The 19015-nt window shown below is 71.8% G+C and carries 17 protein-coding genes; 4 read left to right on the top strand and 13 right to left on the bottom strand.

Going from position 1 to position 19015, the window contains the following annotated elements; genetic code table 11:
* The first annotated feature begins 5 nt into the window (after positions 1-5).
* A complete protein-coding gene (locus tag ACFPM7_RS09415) occupies positions 6-1793 on the top strand; it encodes a choline/carnitine O-acyltransferase (RefSeq protein ID WP_378246017.1) in 1788 nt (595 codons plus the stop codon).
* A 7-nt stretch (positions 1794-1800) separates the two neighbouring features.
* Here the strand turns inward: ACFPM7_RS09415 and dapC are convergent, their stop codons facing one another.
* Both dapC and fdxA read right to left on the bottom strand, forming a co-directional pair.
* Positions 1801-2880: a succinyldiaminopimelate transaminase gene (dapC, locus tag ACFPM7_RS09410; protein WP_378246015.1), complete on the bottom strand. Its 1080-nt coding sequence runs from the start codon at positions 2878-2880 to the stop codon at positions 1801-1803.
* Complete coding sequence (gene fdxA / locus ACFPM7_RS09405) at positions 2880-3206, bottom strand: ferredoxin (protein WP_378246013.1); 327 nt, start codon at positions 3204-3206, stop codon at positions 2880-2882. Before fdxA ends, dapC begins: the two co-directional genes overlap by 1 nt.
* A 163-nt stretch (positions 3207-3369) precedes the next feature.
* Here fdxA and ACFPM7_RS09400 point away from each other — a divergent pair, with 163 nt between their 5' ends.
* Positions 3370-4089 (top strand): GNAT family N-acetyltransferase, encoded by a 720-nt coding sequence (locus tag ACFPM7_RS09400; protein WP_378246011.1) that lies wholly within the window; start codon positions 3370-3372, stop codon positions 4087-4089.
* Here ACFPM7_RS09400 and ACFPM7_RS09395 read toward each other — a convergent pair.
* The 10 genes from ACFPM7_RS09395 to typA form a co-directional block, all read right to left on the bottom strand.
* Positions 4049-4927, bottom strand: a complete 879-nt coding sequence (locus ACFPM7_RS09395) for a hypothetical protein (protein ID WP_378246009.1) — start codon at positions 4925-4927, stop codon at positions 4049-4051. The two genes, ACFPM7_RS09400 and ACFPM7_RS09395, sit on opposite strands and share 41 nt — an antisense overlap.
* A gap of 45 nt (positions 4928-4972) precedes the next feature.
* A complete protein-coding gene (locus ACFPM7_RS09390) occupies positions 4973-5428 on the bottom strand; it encodes a hypothetical protein (RefSeq protein WP_378246007.1) in 456 nt (151 codons plus the stop codon).
* The gene (gene mshB / locus ACFPM7_RS09385) at positions 5425-6291 is read right to left on the bottom strand and encodes an N-acetyl-1-D-myo-inositol-2-amino-2-deoxy-alpha-D-glucopyranoside deacetylase (protein ID WP_378246005.1); all 867 of its coding nucleotides are present in this window, start codon (positions 6289-6291) and stop codon (positions 5425-5427) included. Before mshB ends, ACFPM7_RS09390 begins: the two co-directional genes overlap by 4 nt.
* A gap of 108 nt (positions 6292-6399) precedes the next feature.
* On the bottom strand, positions 6400-7440 hold the full coding sequence (locus ACFPM7_RS09380; RefSeq protein ID WP_378246003.1) for an ABC transporter ATP-binding protein: 1041 nt from the start codon (positions 7438-7440) through the stop codon (positions 6400-6402).
* Complete coding sequence (locus ACFPM7_RS09375) at positions 7437-8582, bottom strand: ABC transporter ATP-binding protein (RefSeq protein ID WP_378246001.1); 1146 nt, start codon at positions 8580-8582, stop codon at positions 7437-7439. Before ACFPM7_RS09375 ends, ACFPM7_RS09380 begins: the two co-directional genes overlap by 4 nt.
* Positions 8582-9499 (bottom strand): ABC transporter permease, encoded by a 918-nt coding sequence (locus ACFPM7_RS09370; protein ID WP_378246343.1) that lies wholly within the window; start codon positions 9497-9499, stop codon positions 8582-8584. Before ACFPM7_RS09370 ends, ACFPM7_RS09375 begins: the two co-directional genes overlap by 1 nt.
* Before the next feature lie 10 nt (positions 9500-9509).
* Positions 9510-10508: an ABC transporter permease gene (locus tag ACFPM7_RS09365; protein WP_378245999.1), complete on the bottom strand. Its 999-nt coding sequence runs from the start codon at positions 10506-10508 to the stop codon at positions 9510-9512.
* A 162-nt stretch (positions 10509-10670) separates the two neighbouring features.
* Positions 10671-12473 (bottom strand): ABC transporter family substrate-binding protein, encoded by a 1803-nt coding sequence (locus tag ACFPM7_RS09360; protein ID WP_378245997.1) that lies wholly within the window; start codon positions 12471-12473, stop codon positions 10671-10673.
* Positions 12474-13053: 580 nt separating this feature from the next.
* The gene (locus ACFPM7_RS09355; protein ID WP_378245995.1) at positions 13054-14793 is read right to left on the bottom strand and encodes an ABC transporter family substrate-binding protein; all 1740 of its coding nucleotides are present in this window, start codon (positions 14791-14793) and stop codon (positions 13054-13056) included.
* Positions 14794-14878: 85 nt separating this feature from the next.
* Positions 14879-16786: a translational GTPase TypA gene (gene typA, locus ACFPM7_RS09350; RefSeq protein WP_378245993.1), complete on the bottom strand. Its 1908-nt coding sequence runs from the start codon at positions 16784-16786 to the stop codon at positions 14879-14881.
* A 179-nt stretch (positions 16787-16965) separates the two neighbouring features.
* On the opposite strand from typA, the gene ACFPM7_RS09345 reads away from it, so the two are divergent.
* Positions 16966-17121, top strand: coding sequence for a hypothetical protein (locus ACFPM7_RS09345; RefSeq protein ID WP_378245991.1), 156 nt, complete (start codon positions 16966-16968; stop codon positions 17119-17121).
* A 135-nt stretch (positions 17122-17256) separates the two neighbouring features.
* Positions 17257-18219 carry a tryptophan--tRNA ligase gene (trpS, locus tag ACFPM7_RS09340; protein WP_378245989.1) on the top strand — a complete coding sequence of 321 codons (963 nt, stop codon included), beginning with the start codon at positions 17257-17259 and terminating at the stop codon, positions 18217-18219.
* 22 nt (positions 18220-18241) lie between these two features.
* Here trpS and ACFPM7_RS09335 read toward each other — a convergent pair whose 3' ends face one another.
* Positions 18242-18943, bottom strand: a complete 702-nt coding sequence (locus ACFPM7_RS09335) for a (deoxy)nucleoside triphosphate pyrophosphohydrolase (RefSeq protein WP_378245987.1) — start codon at positions 18941-18943, stop codon at positions 18242-18244.
* Positions 18944-19015: the final 72 nt, after the last annotated feature.

The raw sequence follows: 19015 nt of genomic DNA, 5'->3' as shown, positions 1-19015 counted from the left end.
CGACCGTGGACACCGAAACCCTGTCACCGCGCACGTTCGGCAACGAGGACCGCCTGCCCAGGGTGCCGCTGCCCACCCTGGAGGAGTCCTGCGCGCGGTTCCTGCAGTGGTGCGCGCCGCTGCTGAGCGCCGAGCAGCTCGCCGAGACCGAGGAGGCGGTCGCGGCGTTCCTGCGGCCGGGCAGCCCGGCGCGCACGCTGCACGCCGCGCTGGAGCAGTACGACGCCACCGAGGGCGTGCGCAGCTACCTCGACCTGTTCTGGCCGTCGCGCTACCTCGGCCGCCGGGACCGGATCGCGCTCAACGCCAACTTCTTCTTCCTGTTCGAGGATGTCGAGTCCGACCAGGTGTCGCGGGCGGTGGCGCTGCTGTCGGCCGCGGTGGAGCACAAGCTGGCGCTCGACGCCGAGGAGCTGGCGCCGGTCGTGCTGCGCGGGCAGCCGCAGTCGATGGAGCAGCAGAAGTTCCTGTTCTCCACCACACGTATCCCCGGCGTCGAGCAGGACACCGTCCGCGCGCCGTACGGTCACGGCTGGGACGGGCCCTCGCCCGCGCGGCACGTCGCGGTCTTCTTCCGCGGCGCGGTGTTCTCCCTCGACGTGCTCTCCCCCGACGGCCTGCCCCACTCCCCCGACGCGCTGGCCGCGGGCCTGCGCTCGATCCTGGCCGACGCGGTCCGCCCCGCCTCGCCCGTCGGGCACCTGACCACCAAGGCCCGCGCCGAGTGGGCGGCGAGCCGGGAGGCGCTGCGGGCGCTGCCGGGCAACGCCGGGGCGCTGGAGGTCATCGAGTCCGCGCTGCTGTGCCTGTGCCTTGAGGACTTCGCGCCCGCCGACCTGCAGGAGGCCTGCGACCAGCTGCTGCACGGCGACAGCGGCAACCGGTGGTTCGACAAGGCGGTGTCGCTGATCGTCTTCGCCGACGGCCGCGCGGGCATCAACGTCGAGCACTGCGGCCTCGACGGCACGACGATCCTGGCCTTCACCGACGCCCTGCTGCGCCCGCCGCCGCCGCGTTCGCCCGCCGTCGCCGACGGCGAGCCGCAGGTCGCCGCGGTCGAGTTCACCGTGGACGAGGCGCTGCGCGCCGACATCGCCGCCGCGGCCGCCTCCTTCGGCGAGTACGCGGCGGGCACCGCGACGATGACGGTGTCCTTCCCCGCTTTCGGCGCGGAGGCGATCAAGGCGCTGTCGATGTCCCCCGACGCGTTCGTGCAGATGGCCTACCAGCTGGCGCACAAGCGTTCCAAGGGCCTGACCGGCGCCACCTACGAGTCCATCGCCACCCGCCAGTTCCAGAACGGCCGCACCGAGGCGATGCGCGTCGTCACCCCCGAGGTGCTGGCGTTCCTGGCCGCCGTCGAGGACCCCGAGGCCACTGAGGAGGCCCGCCGCGACGCCCTGCGCGCCGCCGCGTCGGCGCACGTGGCCAGGGCCAAGGAGTGCCAGGCCGGGCTCGCGCCCGAGCAGCACCTGTGGGAGTTGCAGTGGGTGCAGCGCAGGCGCGGGGCCGAACTGGGCACGACGGAGCCGCTCGCGCTCTACGACTCCCCCGGCTGGCTGGTCATGCGCGATGACTACCTGAGCACGTCCTCGGCGCCGTCGACCACGATCCAGTACTTCGGCTTCGGCTCGACCAGCCCGCAGTGCATCGGCGTGGCCTACGTGCTGCTGCCGGAGCGCTTCAACGTCTACCTGAGCACCCCGCGCTCGGTCGCGGCGGAGATGACCGCCTTCGCCGACCACCTGCGCACCGCGGTGGCCGAGCTGGGGGCGCTGCTGTCGGAGGCCTGAGCGGTCATCACGCGGTCGTGAGGCGGACGACGGCGGCGGTGACGCGCTCGTCGGTGGCCGTCAGCGCGACGCGGACGTGCTTGTCGCCCGCGGGGCCGTAGAAGGTCCCGGGGGCGACGAGGACGCCCAGGTCGGCCAGCCAGGAGACGGTGTCCCACGCCGACTCGCCGCGGGTGGCCCACAGGTACAGGCCGGCCTCGGAGTGCTCGACGGTGAAGCCCGCCTCGACGAGGGCGGCGCGCAGGGCGTCGCGGCGGCGGCCGAAGCGGGCCTTCTGGGCGGCGATGTGGTCGTCGTCGGCCAGGGCGGCCGACATCGCCGCCTGGACCGGGAAGGGCACGATCATGCCCGCGTGCTTGCGGATCTCCAGCAGCTTCGCGACCAGAGCCGGGTCACCGGTGAGGAAACCGGCCCGGTAGCCGGCGAGGCTGGAGGACTTCGACAGCGAGTGCACGGCCAGCAGGCCGGTGAAGTCCCCGTCGCAGACCGACGGGTGCAGGATCGACACCGGCTCGGCGTCCCAGCCCAGGGCCAGGTAGCACTCGTCGGAGGCGACGACGACCCCGCGCTCGCGGGCCCACGAGACGACCTTGCGCAGGTGCTCGACCGGCAGCACCCTGCCGGTCGGGTTGGCGGGCGAGTTCAGCCAGATCAGGCCCGGCACCTCGGGGCCGAGCGCGGTGAGCCCGTCCGAGCGCACCGGCCTGGCCCCGGCGAGCAGCGCCCCGACCTCGTAGGTCGGGTACGCCACCTCCGGGAACACCACCGCGCGGCCGCCGACCCCCAGCAGGGTCGGCAACCAGGCCACCAGCTCCTTGGAGCCGATGGTGGGCAGGACCGCCCCCTCGGACAGCCCCACCACGCCGAAGCGCCGCGCCATCGCCGCGACCGCGGCCGCGCGCAGCGCGGGCGTGCCGTGCGTGGTGGGGTACCCGGGGACCTCCGAGACCGACGCCAGCGCCGCGCGGATGACCGGCGGCACCGGGTCGACCGGTGTCCCCACGGACAGGTCGACCACGCCGTCGGGGTGCGCTCGCGCGCGGGCGGCGTGGCCGGCCAGGCTGTCCCAGGGGAAGTCAGGCAGCACTAGTGGTCGTGCTCACGGGCGTCGAGCGCCTTGATCCAGTCGGGGTCGTGGCTGGTCTTGCCCGTCTTGGACGCTCCACCCGGCGAACCGAGGTCGTTGAAGAAGTCCACGTTGGCCTTGGTGTAGTTGGTCCACTGGTCGGGAACGTCGTCTTCGTAGTAGATGGCCTCGACCGGGCAGACGGGCTCGCAGGCGCCGCAGTCCACGCACTCGTCGGGGTGGATGTAGAGCATCCTGTCCCCTTCGTAGATGCAGTCGACGGGGCACTCTTCGATGCAGGCCTTGTCGAGCAAATCGACGCAGGGCTCGGCGATCACGTACGTCACTGCGGTCTCCTGCTCCTTCTATCTTTGACGCGCGCAGGCGTCCTTCTGCGCGACAGGCGTCAGTATCTCTTGCCGCCCACTGTGGCATGCAGCAGGTGCCGAGTTGCTCACATTGCGAGAGCTCGTGGCTGGTTCGGGCAACTGGTTCGGGCAACACTGCAGTATGCACTCCACCCGGGCGCTGGAAACGGTGTGCGCCGACGCGTGGCCCGCGATGGCCGAACAGGACCTCGGCGAATGGCGGATGCGCGCGGCGGGCGGCTACACCGGTCGGGCTAACAGCACCCTCGCGCTCGGCGACCCGGGGATGCCGGTCGGGGCCGCCCTCGACGCGGTGACGGACTTCTCCCGCGCCCACGGCATCCGGCCGTACCTGCAGGTCGTGAGCGGGTCGGCGGTCGAAGCGGAGCTGCGGGCCCACGGCTGGGACGCCGCCGACCACGCCAGGGGCGCCGAGACCCACGTCCTGACCGCCCCGGCGGGGCCGGGAAGCGGCGGTGGTGCTGGTGGCGGTGAGGTGTCGGACGCGCCGCCCGCGGGCTGGCTGGAGGTGGCCGTCGGCGGGGAGCCGACCGCCGCCCAGCGGCACGTGCTGACCGGCGGACCGCGGGTCGGGTTCGCCACGGCGCGCGCGGACGGGGAGATCGCGGGCGTGGCCCGCGGGTGCGTGGTCGGCGACTTCCTGCACATCGCCGTGCTGGAGGTGCTGCCACGGCACCGCAGGCGCGGCCACGCCACCGCGCTGATGGCCGCCCTGAGCCGCTGGGCGGGCTCGCCGCACCGGGTGCTGCAGGTCGCCACGGCCAACACCGGCGCGGTGGCGCTCTACCGGCGCGCGGGCTTCACCGAGGCGCACCGCTACCGGTACTGGGCCCGCGGCTGATCCACTTGCGGCCCTTCTTCACCGCCCGCTTCAGCGCCGAGCGCTCGCCGAGGTAGTCGCCGAGCGCGCCGACGAGGGGCAGCATCCCGATGGCCTGGTGGTAGAAGCGGCCCTGCGGGCGCTTGTCGATCTCCTCGCCGAGCGCGTACAGCGTGCGGCCGAAGCGCCACAGGGTGCGCGCGGCGGCCTTCACGGTGACGCGGCCGTGCTTCTCGGCGCTCTCGTCCAGCTCCTGGGTCAGTTCGGCGGTGGCGGCGTCCTCGTCGGCGCGCTGCTCCGCGCCGCCCTCGGCCAGCGCGCGATCGATCTCGCGGTCGAAGAGCACGTGGGCGATGAGCTGGACGCGCGCGGCGCGGTCGAGGCCGTTCTCGATGCCAACGGCCGCGAGCACGATGCCCTGGCCCGCGGTGGCGAGGGTGGACTGGATGGGCAGGCGGTCGGCCAGCGCGCCGCCGACCCCCGGGATGGCCGCGATGAGCACGGTGAACCGGCCGACCCGGTTGACCCACCACCGCTCCCGCTCCTCGACGCCCATCTCCGCCCACGCCTCGGTGCCGGGCACGCGCACGTGCTCCAGGCCCTCGCGCAGCCGCTCGCGCAGCGACCGGTCGACCTTCTCCAGGTGGTGGTCGTCCTCGCGGTCGGCTGCGGAGCCCTCGATCTGCTCGGCCCCAGCTGCAGGCTCCGGCGCCTGCGCGGACACAGCGCGCTCGGGCAGGACCTTGCGGACCAGGAAGAACGGGTTGGAGTCGCGCAGCGCGTCGAGCATCGGCGAGGTGGCCCGCACGAAGGGACGCAGGACGGACGCCACGTGCGCGTCGGAGATGTACTCAGCCACCCGGCCATCCTCGCGCGCCCGCGCGGATACGGCATGACGCGGGCCTCAGGTGCCGCGCGCACCCTTGGCGGCCATCTCCTTGTTCCGCGCGATCGCGGCCTTGGCGAGCACGTCGCCGATGCGGAACGCGGCGGGGAAGGCGCCCGCGCCCAGCAGCAGCAGCATCCGCCAGTCGCTCAGGACGATGCGGTCGCCGCCGGGGACGACGAGCACGAACAGCAGCATGACGCCCAGCCACATCCACAGCGGCGCGCCCGCGACCGCGGCGCGCGGCTCGACCCTGGCCGCCGCGCCGACGAGCCACCACATGCTGACGGCGGCGACCAGCGCGGAGATGGGGAACGGCGCGCCGCCGAGGTCCGGCAGGGCGGTGCCGTCGAAGCGCAGCGGCAGGTAGAACAGCTCGAACACCGCGAGCGCGGCGCTGACCAGCAGCAGGCCGGTCAGCGAACCGGGCTGCTCATCCCGGTCGGGCACGCTGGCGCCGCGCTCGGCCGTCACCGGTCGGCGCCCGCGTGTTCGACCGGGGCGAGACCGCCGAACAGGTCGGACTCGACGGGGCCGGTTCCGGAGGCCAGCACGTAGAACTCCCGGTCCAGGACCGGCTGGGCGATGCCGTTGGACAGCGCGTAGGCCAGGGCGCCGCCGTCGCCCTGCCAGACGCCGACCTGGGTGGCGTGGGCGCGCAGGGCGCGCAGCTTGGCGGGCAGGTGGTCGGAGATGTCCACCGACGTGGTGATGGCGGAGTCGGCGACCACGGGCAGCTCGCCCGCCCCCGGCAGCCGGTAGGGCTGTTCGACGCCCGCCAGCGCGGCCAGGCCGTCGGTGACGGCCTGCTCGGAGACCACCGCGTGGTAGAGCCGCTGCACGTCCGGGCAGCTCGCCAGGGCCTCGACGGTGACGTCGTGGGCGCGGACGTGGTCGGGGTGGCCGTAGCCGCCGTCGGGGCCGTAGGTGATGACCACCTGGGGCCGGACGTCGGCGAGGATCGCCGCGAGGGCGGCGGCCTGCTCGGCGAGGTCGCCCGCGGCGAAGGCGCGCGGGTGCGCGTTGGCCTCGGTGCCGACCATGCCCGAGTCGCGCCAGCGGCCCATGCCGCCGAGGTAGCGGTGGTCGGAGACGCCGAGCGCGGCGCACGCGGCGCGCAGCTCGCCCACCCGGTAGCCGCCGAGCTGGTCGGCGGCGTGCGCGGCGAGCTGGGCCAGCGACTCCGGGATGATCTCGCCCTCCTCGCCGAGCGTGCACGTCACGAGGGTCACCTGCACGCCCGCGGCGGCGTAGCGGGCGATGGTCCCGCCGGTCCACAGGCTCTCGTCGTCGGGGTGCGCGTGCACGAGCAGCAGGCGTGGTGGGGCTGTCAGCATCGGGGTCAGCCTAAGCAGAGTAAGGCGATGCCGGTGCACGAACCCTCGAGTTCGCGCACCGGCATCGGCGGTCATACCGGGAAGTGGATCTTTCCCGGGGTCACCCTACTACGGCAGGACCTGCCGTTCCTCGGCGAAGTGGCACGCCGAGAGGGTCGCGCCGTGGGCCACCAGCGGCGGCTCCTCGGTCGCGCAGATGTCCTGCGCCTTCCAGCAGCGCGTCCGGAACCGGCACCCCGACGGGGGGTTGGCCGGGCTGGGCACGTCGCCGGTCAGCACGATGCGCTGCCGCTGCCGCTCCTGCTTGGGATCGGGCACCGGCACCGCGGACAGCAGCGCCTGCGTGTACGGGTGGGTGGGGCGGTCGTAGATGACCTCCCGGTCGCCGATCTCGACGATCTTGCCCAGGTACATCACCGCGACCCGGTGCGAGATGTGCCGCACGACCGACAGGTCGTGGGCGACGAACAGGTACGCCAGCCCGAGCCGTTGCTGCAGCTCCTCCAGCAGGTTGACCACACCGGCCTGCACGGAGACGTCCAGCGCCGAGACCGGCTCGTCCAGCACGATCATCTTCGGGTCCAGGGCCAGCGCGCGGGCGATGCCGATGCGCTGGCGCTGGCCGCCGGAGAACTCGTGCGGGTAGCGGTTGCGGTGCTCGGGGTTGAGGCCCACCAGCTCCAGCAGCTCGTCCACCCGGCTCTGGATCTTCTTGTCGTCGCCGTAGCCGTGGATGCGCAGCGGCTCGGCCACCACGTCGTTGACCTGCCACCGCGGGTCCAGCGAGGCGTACGGGTCCTGGAAGACGATCTGCATGTCCTTGCGCAGCGGGCGCATCTGCGCAGGCTTGAGCGAGGTCAGCTCGCGGCCCTCGAACTTCACCGACCCGGAGGTCGGCTTGTGCAGCTGCAGGATCGCCCGCCCGGTGGTGGACTTGCCGCAGCCGGACTCGCCGACCAGGCCCAGCGTCTCGCCCTTGTTCAGGGTGAGGCTGATGCCCGCGACCGCCTGGACCTCGGCCACCGTGCGCGGGATGATCCCGCCGCCGCGGATCGGGAAGGTCTTCACCAGGTCGGTGACCTCCAGCAGCGGGGCGGTGCCCGCGTCCGGGGTGGCCGCGCGGCCCGCCTTCGCGTAGGTCTCGGTCATGAGCTATGGCCTTCCTCGTCCGAGCGCTTGTCCACCCCGAGGTCCTCCACGACGGCGAGGGTCGGGTCGATGGCGGTCAGCGCGGCCGGGTTCTCCACCAGGCCGATCTCGTCGTGCTCGAAGACCTTCTCCGGCTCCTTCATCGAGGCCACGTCCTGCCACCGGTGGCAGCGGCCGTAGTGGCCCGCCGTGTCGGTGGCGGCCAGCACGGGCTCGACCTGCTTGCACTCGTCCACGACGAGCGGGCAGCGCGGGGAGAAGGAGCAGCCGGTGGGCAGGTTGATCAGCGAGGGCGGGGAGCCCACGATCGGGGTCAGCCGCTGGCCCAGCATGGCCGGGTTGGGCAGCGAGCCGAGCAGGCCGACGGTGTAGGGCATCCTCGGGTTCTCGAAGAGCTCGTCCACCGGGCCGGACTCCACGACCGTGCCCGCGTACATGACCTGCACGCGGTCGACCATGCCCGCCACGACGCCGAGGTCGTGGGTGATCATGACGATGGCCGCGTCCGTCTCGTCGCGGATGCGCAGCAGCGTCTCCAGGATCTGCGCTTGGACGGTCACGTCGAGGGCCGTGGTCGGCTCGTCGGCGATGATCACGTCCGGGTCGTTGATGATCGCCATGGCGATCACCACGCGCTGGCGCATGCCGCCGGAGAACTCGTGCGGGTACTGCTTGGCCCGCCGCACCGGCTCCGGGATGCCGACCAGCTCCAGCGCCTCGACGGCCTTGGCCCACGCGACCTTCTTGGACACGTCGTGGTGGGCCCGGTACGCCTCGGCCAGCTGCCACCCGATGGTGAAAACCGGGTTGAGCGAGGTCATCGGGTCCTGGAAGATCATGGCGATCGAGTTGTTGCGCAGGCCCTGCATCTGCTTGTAGGACTGCCCGACCAGCTCGCGGTCGCGGAACTTGATCGACCCGGTGATCTTGGCGGTGTTGGGCAGCAGGCCCATCACCGCCATCGACGAGACCGACTTGCCGGAGCCGGACTCGCCGACGATGCCCAGCACCTCGCGGGGCCGCAGCGAGTAGGAGACGTTGCGCACGGCGCGCACGAGGCCGTCGTCGGTCCCGAAGGTGACCGAGAGGTCGTCCACGGCGAGCACGGCGTCGGTGGTGACGCGCTCGTTGAGTACGGTCATCAGGCACGCACCTTCGTCTGCCTCGGGTCGAACGCGTCGCGCAGCCCGTCGCCGATGAAGTTCACCGCGAGCGAGAGCAGCACGATGATCACGAACGGACCCCAGAACAGCCAGGGCCGCCCGGTGATCTGCGAGTAGTTCTCGTTGATGATCAGGCCGAGCGAGGTGTCCGGGATCTGCACGCCGAGGCCGATGAAGCTCAGCGCCGCCTCCGAGAGCACGGCGAGAGCGACGGCCAGCGTGGCGTTCACCGTGATGCTGCCGATCATGTTCGGCACCAGGTGCCGGAAGATCACCCAGCGGGTGCTGGCGCCGGAGGCGGTGGCCGCCTCGATGAACTCCCGCTGCGAGAGCGACAGCGTCTCGCCCCGGCTGATGCGCGCGATGGACATCCAGCCGAAGGAGGCCAGCACCAGCGCCACGACGTACCACGAGCCGCTGAGCGCGTTGACCAGGATGGCCGCGACGGCGATCTGCGGGATGATCAGCAGCAGGTCGATGAACCGGCTGATGGCGGTGTCGACGTAGCCGCGCAGGTAGCCGGCGAGCGCGCCGAGGGTGACGCCGACGGTCGTCGCGACGACGGCGACGACCAGCGCGATCTGCACCGACAGGCGGGTGCCGCGCATGAGCTGCGCGAGCATGTCCTTGCCGATCTGGTTGGTGCCGAGCGGGTGCTGGCCGCTGGGCGACTCGTAGCGGCCACCGCTGGCGTCCTCGACCGAGATGGTCCAGAACAGCGGGCCGAGCAGGCCGAAGGCCACGATCAGCAGGAAGACGACGAGGCTGGCCACGGCCAGCTTGTGGCGGAAGAACCGCTGGCGGATCAGAGTGCTCTGCTTGCGCGCCTTGGTCGAGTCGAACTCGCTGACCTTGGTGACCGGGGCACCCCCGCCCGGGGAGCCCGCGGTGAGCATCGACGGGTCACTAGGCAAGGCGAATCCTCGGGTCGAGTACGCCGTACATGATGTCGGCGACCAGGTTGAAGACGATGACGAGCGTCGCGGTGACCATCAGCCACCCCATCAGCATGTTGGGGTCGAACTGGCGCACCGAGCTGACCAGCAGCGAGCCCATGCCGCGCCAGCCGAAGACCGTCTCGGTCACGATGGCGCCGGTGAAGACGGTGGCGAAGTTCAGCGAGAACAGGGTGGTCACCGGGATCATCGCGTTGCGGAACGCGTGCCGGAGGATCACCCGCCGCTGCGAGAGGCCCTTGGCCTTGGCGGTGCGCACGTAGTCCGAGTGCAGCGTCTCCAGCATCGAAGCGCGCTGGAAGCGGCTGTAGGCCGCGAAGCTGATCAGGGCGAGGGTGAGCGTCGGTAGTGTGTAGACGCTCGTATATTGGAAGATCACTTCGCCGAAACTGCCCTCGAACCCGCTGGTCGCCGGGCTGACCGTGCTGAGCCAGCGGTCGAAGCCCATGTCCTGCAGGACGTTGTTGAACTGGATGCCGTAGGTCTTCAGGATCACCGCGACACAGAAGACGGGCATCGAGAACATCAGGAACGCCGCGGACGTGGCGAAGTAGTCGAAGATCGAGTACTGCTTGACGGCGGCCAGCAGGCCGACGGACACACCCAGCAGGATCGCCAGGACCTCAGCGCCGATGACGAGCCGGAAGGTGATCCAGAGCGCCTGCATGACGGAGTCGAAGACGTCGACGCTGGCCTGCCCGAGCGCGATGCTCTTGCCCCAGTCGCCGGACAGGAAGTCCGTCAGCCAGTTCCAGTAGCGCTCGATGATGGGCTTGTCGAGGCCAAGGGTGATCTCCAGGGAGCGGATCTGCTCCTCGGTGACGTTGGGGCGCGCGCGGTACTCGGCCAGGGGATTGCCGGAGGCGGCGACCATCACGTAGGCAAGGAAGCTGCCGATCATCAGGATCGGGACGGATATCAGCAGCCTTCGGATGATGTAGCGAATCACGAGAACTCCTCGGTGGGGCCCCGGGCGACCGGTAGGTGCGCACGCGTCCTTGGCCCGCACCAGTGTGCTCCGGTTGAGGCCAGTGCCCAAGCGAAGGGGCCGGGTGTTGTGGCCCGGCCCCTTCGCTCGTAGACCGTCAGCCGCCGGGGGGCGGCAGGGCGACTAGGAGGTCTTCACCCACTCGTTGGCGTTCCAGAGAGCGCCGTAGTACGACTGGAAGTAGACCTTGTCGATACCCTTGAACGCCCACATGCGCGGCAGCTGGAACAGCGGCAGCGAGTAGTTCGCGTCGGCCAGGGCCTTGTCGGCCTTGGCGTAGGCGGCCTGGGAGGCGGCCGGGTCGAGGTTGGTCGTGGCGTCGGCGAACGCGGCGTCAGTGGTCGAGTCCGACCAGTTGGACCAGTTCTGGCCACCGCCGGTGGAGTAGATCGACTTCTGGCCCGACTTGAACGGCGCGGACGACCAGGCGAACAGGGCGATGTCGTAGTCGCCCTGGCTCACGCGAGTGTCCAGGAAGTTCGGGTCGGTGTCGTCGACGATCTCGAAGCCAGCGGCCTTGCAGTGCGCCTGGACCAGCTCGACGGTCTGCTTGCGGCGCGGGATGTCGGTGTGCGAGATCTTCAGCGACAGCTTGTCGCCGCCCTTGGTGGCGACACCGTCGCCGCCAACGGTCCAGCCAGCGCCCTCGAGGGTGGCCTTGGCCGCGTTCGCGTCACCGGTGTACTGCGCGTAGTTGTCGACGTAGCCCTCTTCGCTCTGGAAGAAGACCAGCGAGCCGAGCGGCTTGGCGTCCTCGAGAACCGGGCGGACCAGCTTCTCGACCAGCTCGTCGCGGTTCACGCACTGCATGAACGCCTTGCGGACCGCCGGGTCCGACAGGAACTTGTTCTTGATGTTGAGGTCGAAGTGCTCGAAGGTCAGACCCTCGTTGGCGCCGAAGGTCACGCCCTGGGCCGAGAGGTTGCGCAGGCGCTCGGCCGCGTTCGCGTCCGGCTGCGCCATCGAGTTGACCTGGACCTCGCCGTTCTCCAGCGCCTGGGCCTGGGCCACCTGGTCGGAGATGCCGCGCAGGATGACCTTGGCCGGGCCGCCCTTGTTGCCGATGAAGGCGTCGTTGCGCTCAAGGGTGACCGAGCTGTTCTGCTCGAAGCCGGTGATCTTGTACTGCGCCGAGGACGGCATCAGCTCGGCGGTGAAGCCGTTCCACTTGGTCTTCCAGAACTCCGCGACCTTGGTGAGCTCGGCCTTGTCGGAGGTCGGGGTCAGAGTGGTGACGTCGGCGACGCCTGCACCCTTCTCCAGCACGTGGGCCGGGAGGATGTCCAGGGAGATGCCGAACAGGCTCTTGTAGTCCGGGTAGGCCGTCTCGAAGGTCGTGACGAACTCGGTCTCGGACTTGCACTCGGCCTTGTTGATCAGGTCGTAGCCGGTGGTGCCCGCCGCGGCGAACAGGTCGGCGTCGTCGTCGCCCTTGACCTTGCCGGTCTGCGCCAGCCAGGCGAGGTAGAAGTCGTCGCAGTCCCAGGCCTCGCCGTCGGACCACTTGACGCCGGGCTTCATCTTCCAGGTGACGACCTGCGGGTCCTGGCTCGTCAGCTCGACGGCTTCCATGACGTCCTTGTTGAGCAGGACCTTGTCATTGCCATCGAGCTTGTAGGCGCCGGACAGCACCATCGTCAGCGCGAACGAGTTGTACGAGTTGTTCGCGTCCGCCGTGGCGTTGTTGTAAGCCGTGAACGGGTTGTCGGTGGAGACGGTGATCGTCTCGGTGCCCTGGGCCACCTCGGGGGAGGTGTACTCGTCACCCGACTGACCCTTGGAAACGGCCATCGAGTTGACGTCGCCGCTGCCGTCGGTGGAACCGTCGGTGCCGCCACCGTTGTCCGAGCCGCCGCACGCGCTCAGGACGAGCGACGTCGCCGCGACTGCGGCGAACGCCGACAGTGTGGATTTCTTGATTGACACGTGCCCTCCTAGCACAGGGCCCCGCACTCGGCCGGTCCGGCCGAACGGTCCCTTACCCATCACGCCCCCAACGACCGTCGGGCGGCGCACTAACCGCGCACGCTAGGAACGAAACGGTCCCCCGGTCACCTGTGCCACGGCGATCGTGACCAAAGGGTGACACGCGACGTGGGCCACGCAACGCGACCGTTACCAGCGAGCACACAGCGCAGGATGCCAGTGACTGGCTGTGTCGCCGACCGGGGGCTGTCCCAACGACGGCATGTCCAGATCGCGCCAATTCCCCCATGCGGCCGGTCGGCGGCAGCTGAGCCCCACCGTTCGGGTGACTACACAGTGTTTACAGTATTCCGTCCGCGCGGTCTTCGCCCGATTGCGTGATAACCGACAGTTGTCCCCCGGCTGAGGTCCGGGCTAGGCCGTGTTTCGGGTGTGGGGCACGCGAGAGTCGTGATCAGTTCGCCCGCACGCGGCGCGGGCGGGCCGCCGCGGATACCGGAGTTGTATCCGGGCGTGTCCGCCCGTGCCGCGTGCGGGTGAACTGGCGCGGCTATCGCGTGCCCCACATCTGAAACACGGCCTAGCTCTGCCGCTTCCACTCGTCGGCGAGGGCGAACGGCCCGGCCAGCGGCGGGCCCGCCGCGACGCCGGTCACCGAGCGGTGCACGACCAGCTGGGACGACTCCTGGTACAGCGGGTACACCAGCGCGGCCTGCCACAGCCGCGGCTCCACCGAGGCCAGCACCTCCGCGGCCGGGGTCGCGCCGGTCAGCGCGGCCTTGACGGACTCGTCGACGCCTTTGTCGCAGTAGCCGAGCGGGTTGGCGGCCACCGGCTCCGGGGTGTCGCCGGGCGGGGTGGAGGAGGTCGTCGGCGTCGGCGTGGCGCCCGCCTCCGCCTCGCCCGCGCAGCCGAAGCGGCCCGCCAGCGCGACCGCCAGGTCACCGCCCGCGGGCAGCGGTCCGACCAGCAGGTCGACGGTCTCCTGGTCCGGGTCGTACGGGTCGGCCGGGGTGAGCACGCGGGACTGGATGCCCGCCACCGACAGCTGCCGCTGCACTTCGGCGGCGAGGTCGGTGTAGTCCTCGCGCCCGGCGGCGATCGTCAGGTTCAGCGGGGTGCCCGCGCGCTCCCACATCCCGGATTCCTCGGTGTAGCCCGCGCTGGTGAGCAGCTGCCGCGCCAGGGCGGGGTCCGGCTTCACCGGCACGTCGGACGGGCGGGTGGCGCGGTAGCCGGGGGCCGAGGGCGGGGTGATGAGCGCGTCGGCGAGCAGCTGCCCGGCCGGGCCGCCGCCGGTGCCCACCTCGACCAGCTCCGCGCGGTCCAGGACGGCCACCACGGCACGGCGCACCGCTGACTGGCGCATGGCCTCGCTGACGGGCCTCAGCAGCACGGTGGCGACGGTGGAGCCCGGTACGGGGGTGGTGACGACCTCCGCGCCGAGGCCGTCGACCAGGGCCTCGCCCTCGGCGTCGACGGGCAGCAGCCCGAGCTGGGTGTGCCCGGTGCGCAGCGCGCCGACCAGGCCCGCGGCGTCGGTGCGCCGCAGCACGATGCGGTCGAGCGCGACGGGCTCGGTCCAGTACCGGTCGTTGCGCTCCAGGACGACCTCTCCCCGGTCGCGGTCGAGCTGGCGCAGCGAGTACGGCCCCCCGCTGGCCGGGTAGCCGTCGGCGAGCGCGCCGCCCCAGCCGCCGGGGCTGTCCTTGAGCAGGTGGGCGGGCAGCAGGTCGGAGAACAGCGACCGCCAGCCCGGGTAGGGCTGGGCGAAGGTCACCTCGACCACCTTGCCGCCTTCCCGGGCGGAGATGTTCTCGATCAGCCGGTAGCCCGCCCCGTCGACCGAGCCGGGGGACTCGCGCAGCTGCTCCCACAGGTAGACGAAGTCCTCGGCGGCGATGGGCGCGCTGTCGGACCAGGCGGCCTCTTGGCGCACCCGGTAGGTCACCACGTACGGCTCGGCGGTGGTGACCTCGGCGGAGACCATGACGGTGCGGTCGAGGCGGCGCACCCCGTCGGGACCGGTGCGGAACACCGAGGGCAGCAGCACCTGGGCCAGCGAGGTGGTCAGCGTCGACTGGTCGGACAGCTTGTGCGGGTTCAGCCCGCCGTCCACACTGCCCACCCCGACGACGACCTCGCCGGGGTCGACCACCCGGCTCGTCTCGGTCCTGGCGATCTCGGTGGTGACCAGCGGCGGCGGCGGCGCGTTGGTGCAGCCCGCGACCGCCACCACGGCGACCGCCGCAGCGGCCGCCTTGACAGCCGCCCCGGCTCTGCGCCGGGCGGCTCCCCGGCGGGCGACAACCCGGCGCACGTCGAACCTCCCTGGAATCCCCCGGGATGACATGCTGCCAGAAGGCACGGGGGGCCCACCCGGCGATCGGGCGAGCCCGGTCGCGCTACTTCTGGTCGCGCGCCTTCTCCCGGGAGCGCGTCCTGCCCCGCGTGGTGGCGTCCAGGATGACCTTGCGCACCCGGACCACGTCGGGTGCGACCTCGACGCACTCGTCGTTGGCGCAGTACTCCAGCGCCTCCTCCAGCGAGAGCTTGCGCGGGCGCGCGAGCGTCTCGAACACGTCGGCGGTGGAGGAGCGCATGTTGGTGAGCTTCTTCTCCTTGGTGACGTTCACGTCGAGGTCCTCGGCGCGGGGGTTCTCCCCGACGACCATGCCCTCGTACACGTCCGCGCCGGGCTCGACGAAGAACGTGCCGCGGTCGGCCAGCTGCAGCATCGCGTAGCCGGTGACCGAGCCCTGGCGGTCGGCGACCAGCGAGCCGCTGTGCCTGCTGCGGATCTCGCCCGCCCAGGGCGCGTAGCCCTCGAAGATGGCGTTGGCGATGCCGGTGCCGCGGGTCTCGGTGAGGAAGTCGGTGCGGAAGCCGATCAGCCCGCGGGACGGGACCACGAACTCGATCTTGACCCGGCCGGAGCCGTGGCTGCTCATCTGCTCCATGCGGCCCTTGCGGCCCGCCAGCAGCTGGGTGACCGAGCCGAGGTGCTCCTCGGGGGCGTCGACGGTCAGGCGCTCGAACGGCTCGCACAGCGAGCCGTCGATCTGCCGGGTGACGACGGTGGGGCGCCCGACGGTCAGCTCGAAGCCCTCGCGGCGCATCTGCTCGACCAGGATCGCCAAGGCCAGCTCGCCTCGACCCTGCACCTCCCAGGCGTCGGGGCGCTCGGTGGGCAGCACCCGCACCGACACGTTGCCGATCAGCTCGGCGTCGAGGCGGTTCTTGAGCAGGCGGGCGGTGAGCTTCTTGCCGCCGTTGCGCCCGGCCAGCGGCGAGGTGTTGACGCCGATGGTCATGGAGATGGCGGGCTCGTCCACGGTGAGCCGGGGCAGCGCCTCGGGGGCGTCGACGTCGGCGAGGGTGTCGCCGATGGTGATGTCGGGGATGCCCGCGATGGCGACGAGGTCGCCCGCGGCGGCCTCCTCGGCGGGGACCCGCTCCAAGGCTTCGGTGATCAGCAGCTCGGTGATGCGCACGTTGCTGATCGAGCCGTCGGCGCGCATCCAGGCCACGGTCTGGCCCTTGCGGAGCTTGCCCGCGTGGATGCGGCAGAGCGCGATGCGGCCGAGGAAGGCCGAGGCGTCGAGGTTGGTGACCAGGGCGCGCAGCGGGGCCTCGGCGTCGCCGACCGGCGGCGGGACGGTGCCCAGCAGCAGGTCGAAGAGCGGGTCGAGGTTGTCGCTGTCGGGCAGGCCGCCGTCCTCGGGCTGGGTGAGGCTGGCGCGGCCCGCGCGGGCGGAGGCGTAGACGACCGGCAGGTCCAGGACGGACTCGTCCAGGTCGTCGAACTCCGAGGCCAGGTCGAGCAGCAGGTCGTGGGACTCCTCGACCACCTCGGCGATGCGCGCGTCGGGGCGGTCGACCTTGTTGACGACCAGCACCACGGGCAGCTTGGCGGCCAGCGCCTTGCGCAGCACGAAGCGGGTCTGCGGCAGCGGCCCCTCGGAGGCGTCGACCAGCAGCAGGACGCCGTCGACCATGGACAGGCCGCGCTCGACCTCGCCGCCGAAGTCGGCGTGGCCGGGGGTGTCGACCACGTTGATGGTCACCGGGCCCTCGGGCGTCTGCCTGCGGACCGCGGTGTTCTTCGCGAGGATCGTGATGCCCTTCTCGCGCTCCAGCTCGCCGGAGTCCATGACCCGGTCGACCAGCTCGGCGCGGGCGGCGAAGGCCCCCGACTGGCGCAGCATGGCGTCGACCAGGGTCGTCTTGCCGTGGTCGACGTGGGCCACGATCGCGACGTTGCGCAGGTCGAGCCTGCGCAGGCGGGTGGGCTCTGCGGTCGCTGTGGGCACGCGCGTGCTCCTGAGTCTCGCTGGCGGGTGGCGGCGGTCGGCGGGCGTGCCCAAGCAGCGGAGGCGCTGCTGCCGCACCATGAGGGTACCTCCCGCGGGGTTGTGGCCGGACCCACAGGGCGGTGCGGGCGGGTTCGCCTAGCCTCATCCAGGGGTTCCTCGTCGGTGAACGGAGTCGAATGGGCAAGAAGCACAAGACGCCCGCCGACCGCGTGAAGAAGCTGATGAGGAAGGGCAAGGTCAAGAAGAAGTGCTGCCGCTCGAAGTCCCCGTGCAAGAAGTGCCCTGTGTTGGCACTGCGCAGGATCAAGGCGGAAATGAAGAGCGCGGCGTGAGCGCGCGCTGCTACCTTGCCCGCATGAGCACCGGACTGTGGTGGGCCGCCTAGCGGCGGCCGCACCCTGTCCTCGACCAGGCCGTCCGTTCCGGGCGGCCTGCGGCGTGTCCGGGACCAGACTGTAAGGAAAGTCATGACCCGGCTCTCGGCCATCACCCCCTCCGGCCACGCCCACGCGGGCAACCACCTCGGCGCGCTGCGCCACTGGGCCCGCGACGGCGGCCCCGAGGACCTGTATTTCGTCTCCGACCTGCACGCGATGACGCAGTCCTACAGCCCGCCGCGGCTGCGCGCGCTCACCAGGGAGCTGCTGGCGGTGCTGGTCGCCGAGGGCATCGCCCCCGAGCGGCTGTGCGTGCAGTCCGACCTGGTGCGGGAGCTGGGCGCGCTGACCTGGCTGCTGGAGTGCGTGTGCTCCTACGGCGAGGCGGCCAGGATGACGCAGTTCAAGGCCAAGGGCGACGCGGCCGCGCGGCTGGGCCTGCTCACCTACCCGGTGCTGATGGCCGCCGACATCCTGCTGCAGGGCGCCGCCGAGGTCCCGGTCGGCGACGACCAGCTCCAGCACGTGGAACTGGCCCGGTCGCTGGCCAGGCGGTTCAACTCGACCTACGGCGAGGTCTTCACCGTGCCGAGGGCGGTGACCCCGCCGACCGCGGCGCGGGTGCGCGACCTCTCGGCCCCGGACCGCAAGATGTCGAAGTCGACCCGCGACGCCGCGGGCACGGTGTTCCTCCTCGACCCGCCGGACCTCATCCGCCGCAAGGTGGCCCGCGCGGTGACCGATTCCTCCGACCACTCCGCCGGCGTGGCCTACCTGCCCGATGAGCGGCCCGGCGCGGCGAACCTCATCGAGATCTACGCCGCGTGCGCCGGGGTCGCGCCCAAGGAGGTCGAGTTCGGCTCGTACGGTGAGCTGAAGTCCGCGGTCGCGGAGGCGCTGGTCGAGGAGCTGCGGCCGGTCCGGGAGCGGGTCCAGGAGCTGCTGGCCGACCCCGGCGAGCTGGACCGGATCAGGGCCGACGGCGCCCAGCGGGCCCGCGAGCGCGGCGCGCACCGGCTGTCCTCGGCGCTGCGGCTGGCAGGCGTCGGCTGAGGTCCACCGGTCCGCCCCCCGCTCAGCCGACCGGGGCCGCCAGCCTGCCGCGCAGGGCGGGCAGCAGGACCCGGTCGGCAGGCAGCCACTCGACGCTGTCGATGTCCTGCTCGGTGAGCCACCGCACGGCCTGGTGCTCCAGCGCCCGCGGCGTCCCGGTGGGCGCCTCGGCCGCGTACAGCCGCAGCACCAGGTCCTCGGCGATGGCGACGTCGGGCCCGATGACCTCCAGCGGGCGGACCTCGATGCCCAGCTCCTCGCGGCACTCGCGGCGGACCGCGTCCGCGTCGGACTCGCCGGGCTCCACCCGGCCGCCGGGGAACTCCCAGAGCCCGGCCGCCTCCGGCGGGTAGGCACGCTGCTGGGCCAGCACCCGTCCGCGCCGCAGCACGGCGGCCCCGACCACGACCCGCGCCTCGGCCAGCACCGCGGCCCGCCGGGCGATCCGCTCGCGCAGCCCCTCCGCCCAGCCGTGCGGTCCGCGCGCGGCGACGGTCAGCTCAGTGCCGTCCGCCACCGCCTCGATCCCGACGTCCAGCGCCACCGGCACCCGGCCCGCCGCCACGGCGCGCAGGCCGTCGACGTCGAGGTGCACCACGCGCAGCCGGTGCTCGCCGACGCACACGTCCTCGCCGGGCACCACCAGGGCGGCGGGCTCGGCGCCCAGCACTCCGGAATCGGTGAGGGCGGCGGCGACGGCCCGGGGCGGGAGGGGAATCCGCATGCGCGCATCCTGCCCGCGACCGCCGGGGATGGGGACGGGACACGCCTGGTTGACCCGCTCGGCGCACGCTCC

It is taken from the genome of Actinokineospora guangxiensis (genome assembly GCF_042657845.1).
Taxonomy (GTDB): domain Bacteria; phylum Actinomycetota; class Actinomycetes; order Mycobacteriales; family Pseudonocardiaceae; genus Actinokineospora; species Actinokineospora guangxiensis.
The sequence above is the reverse complement of the archived record's forward strand: the minus strand, read 5'-3'. Positions and strand labels throughout refer to the sequence as shown.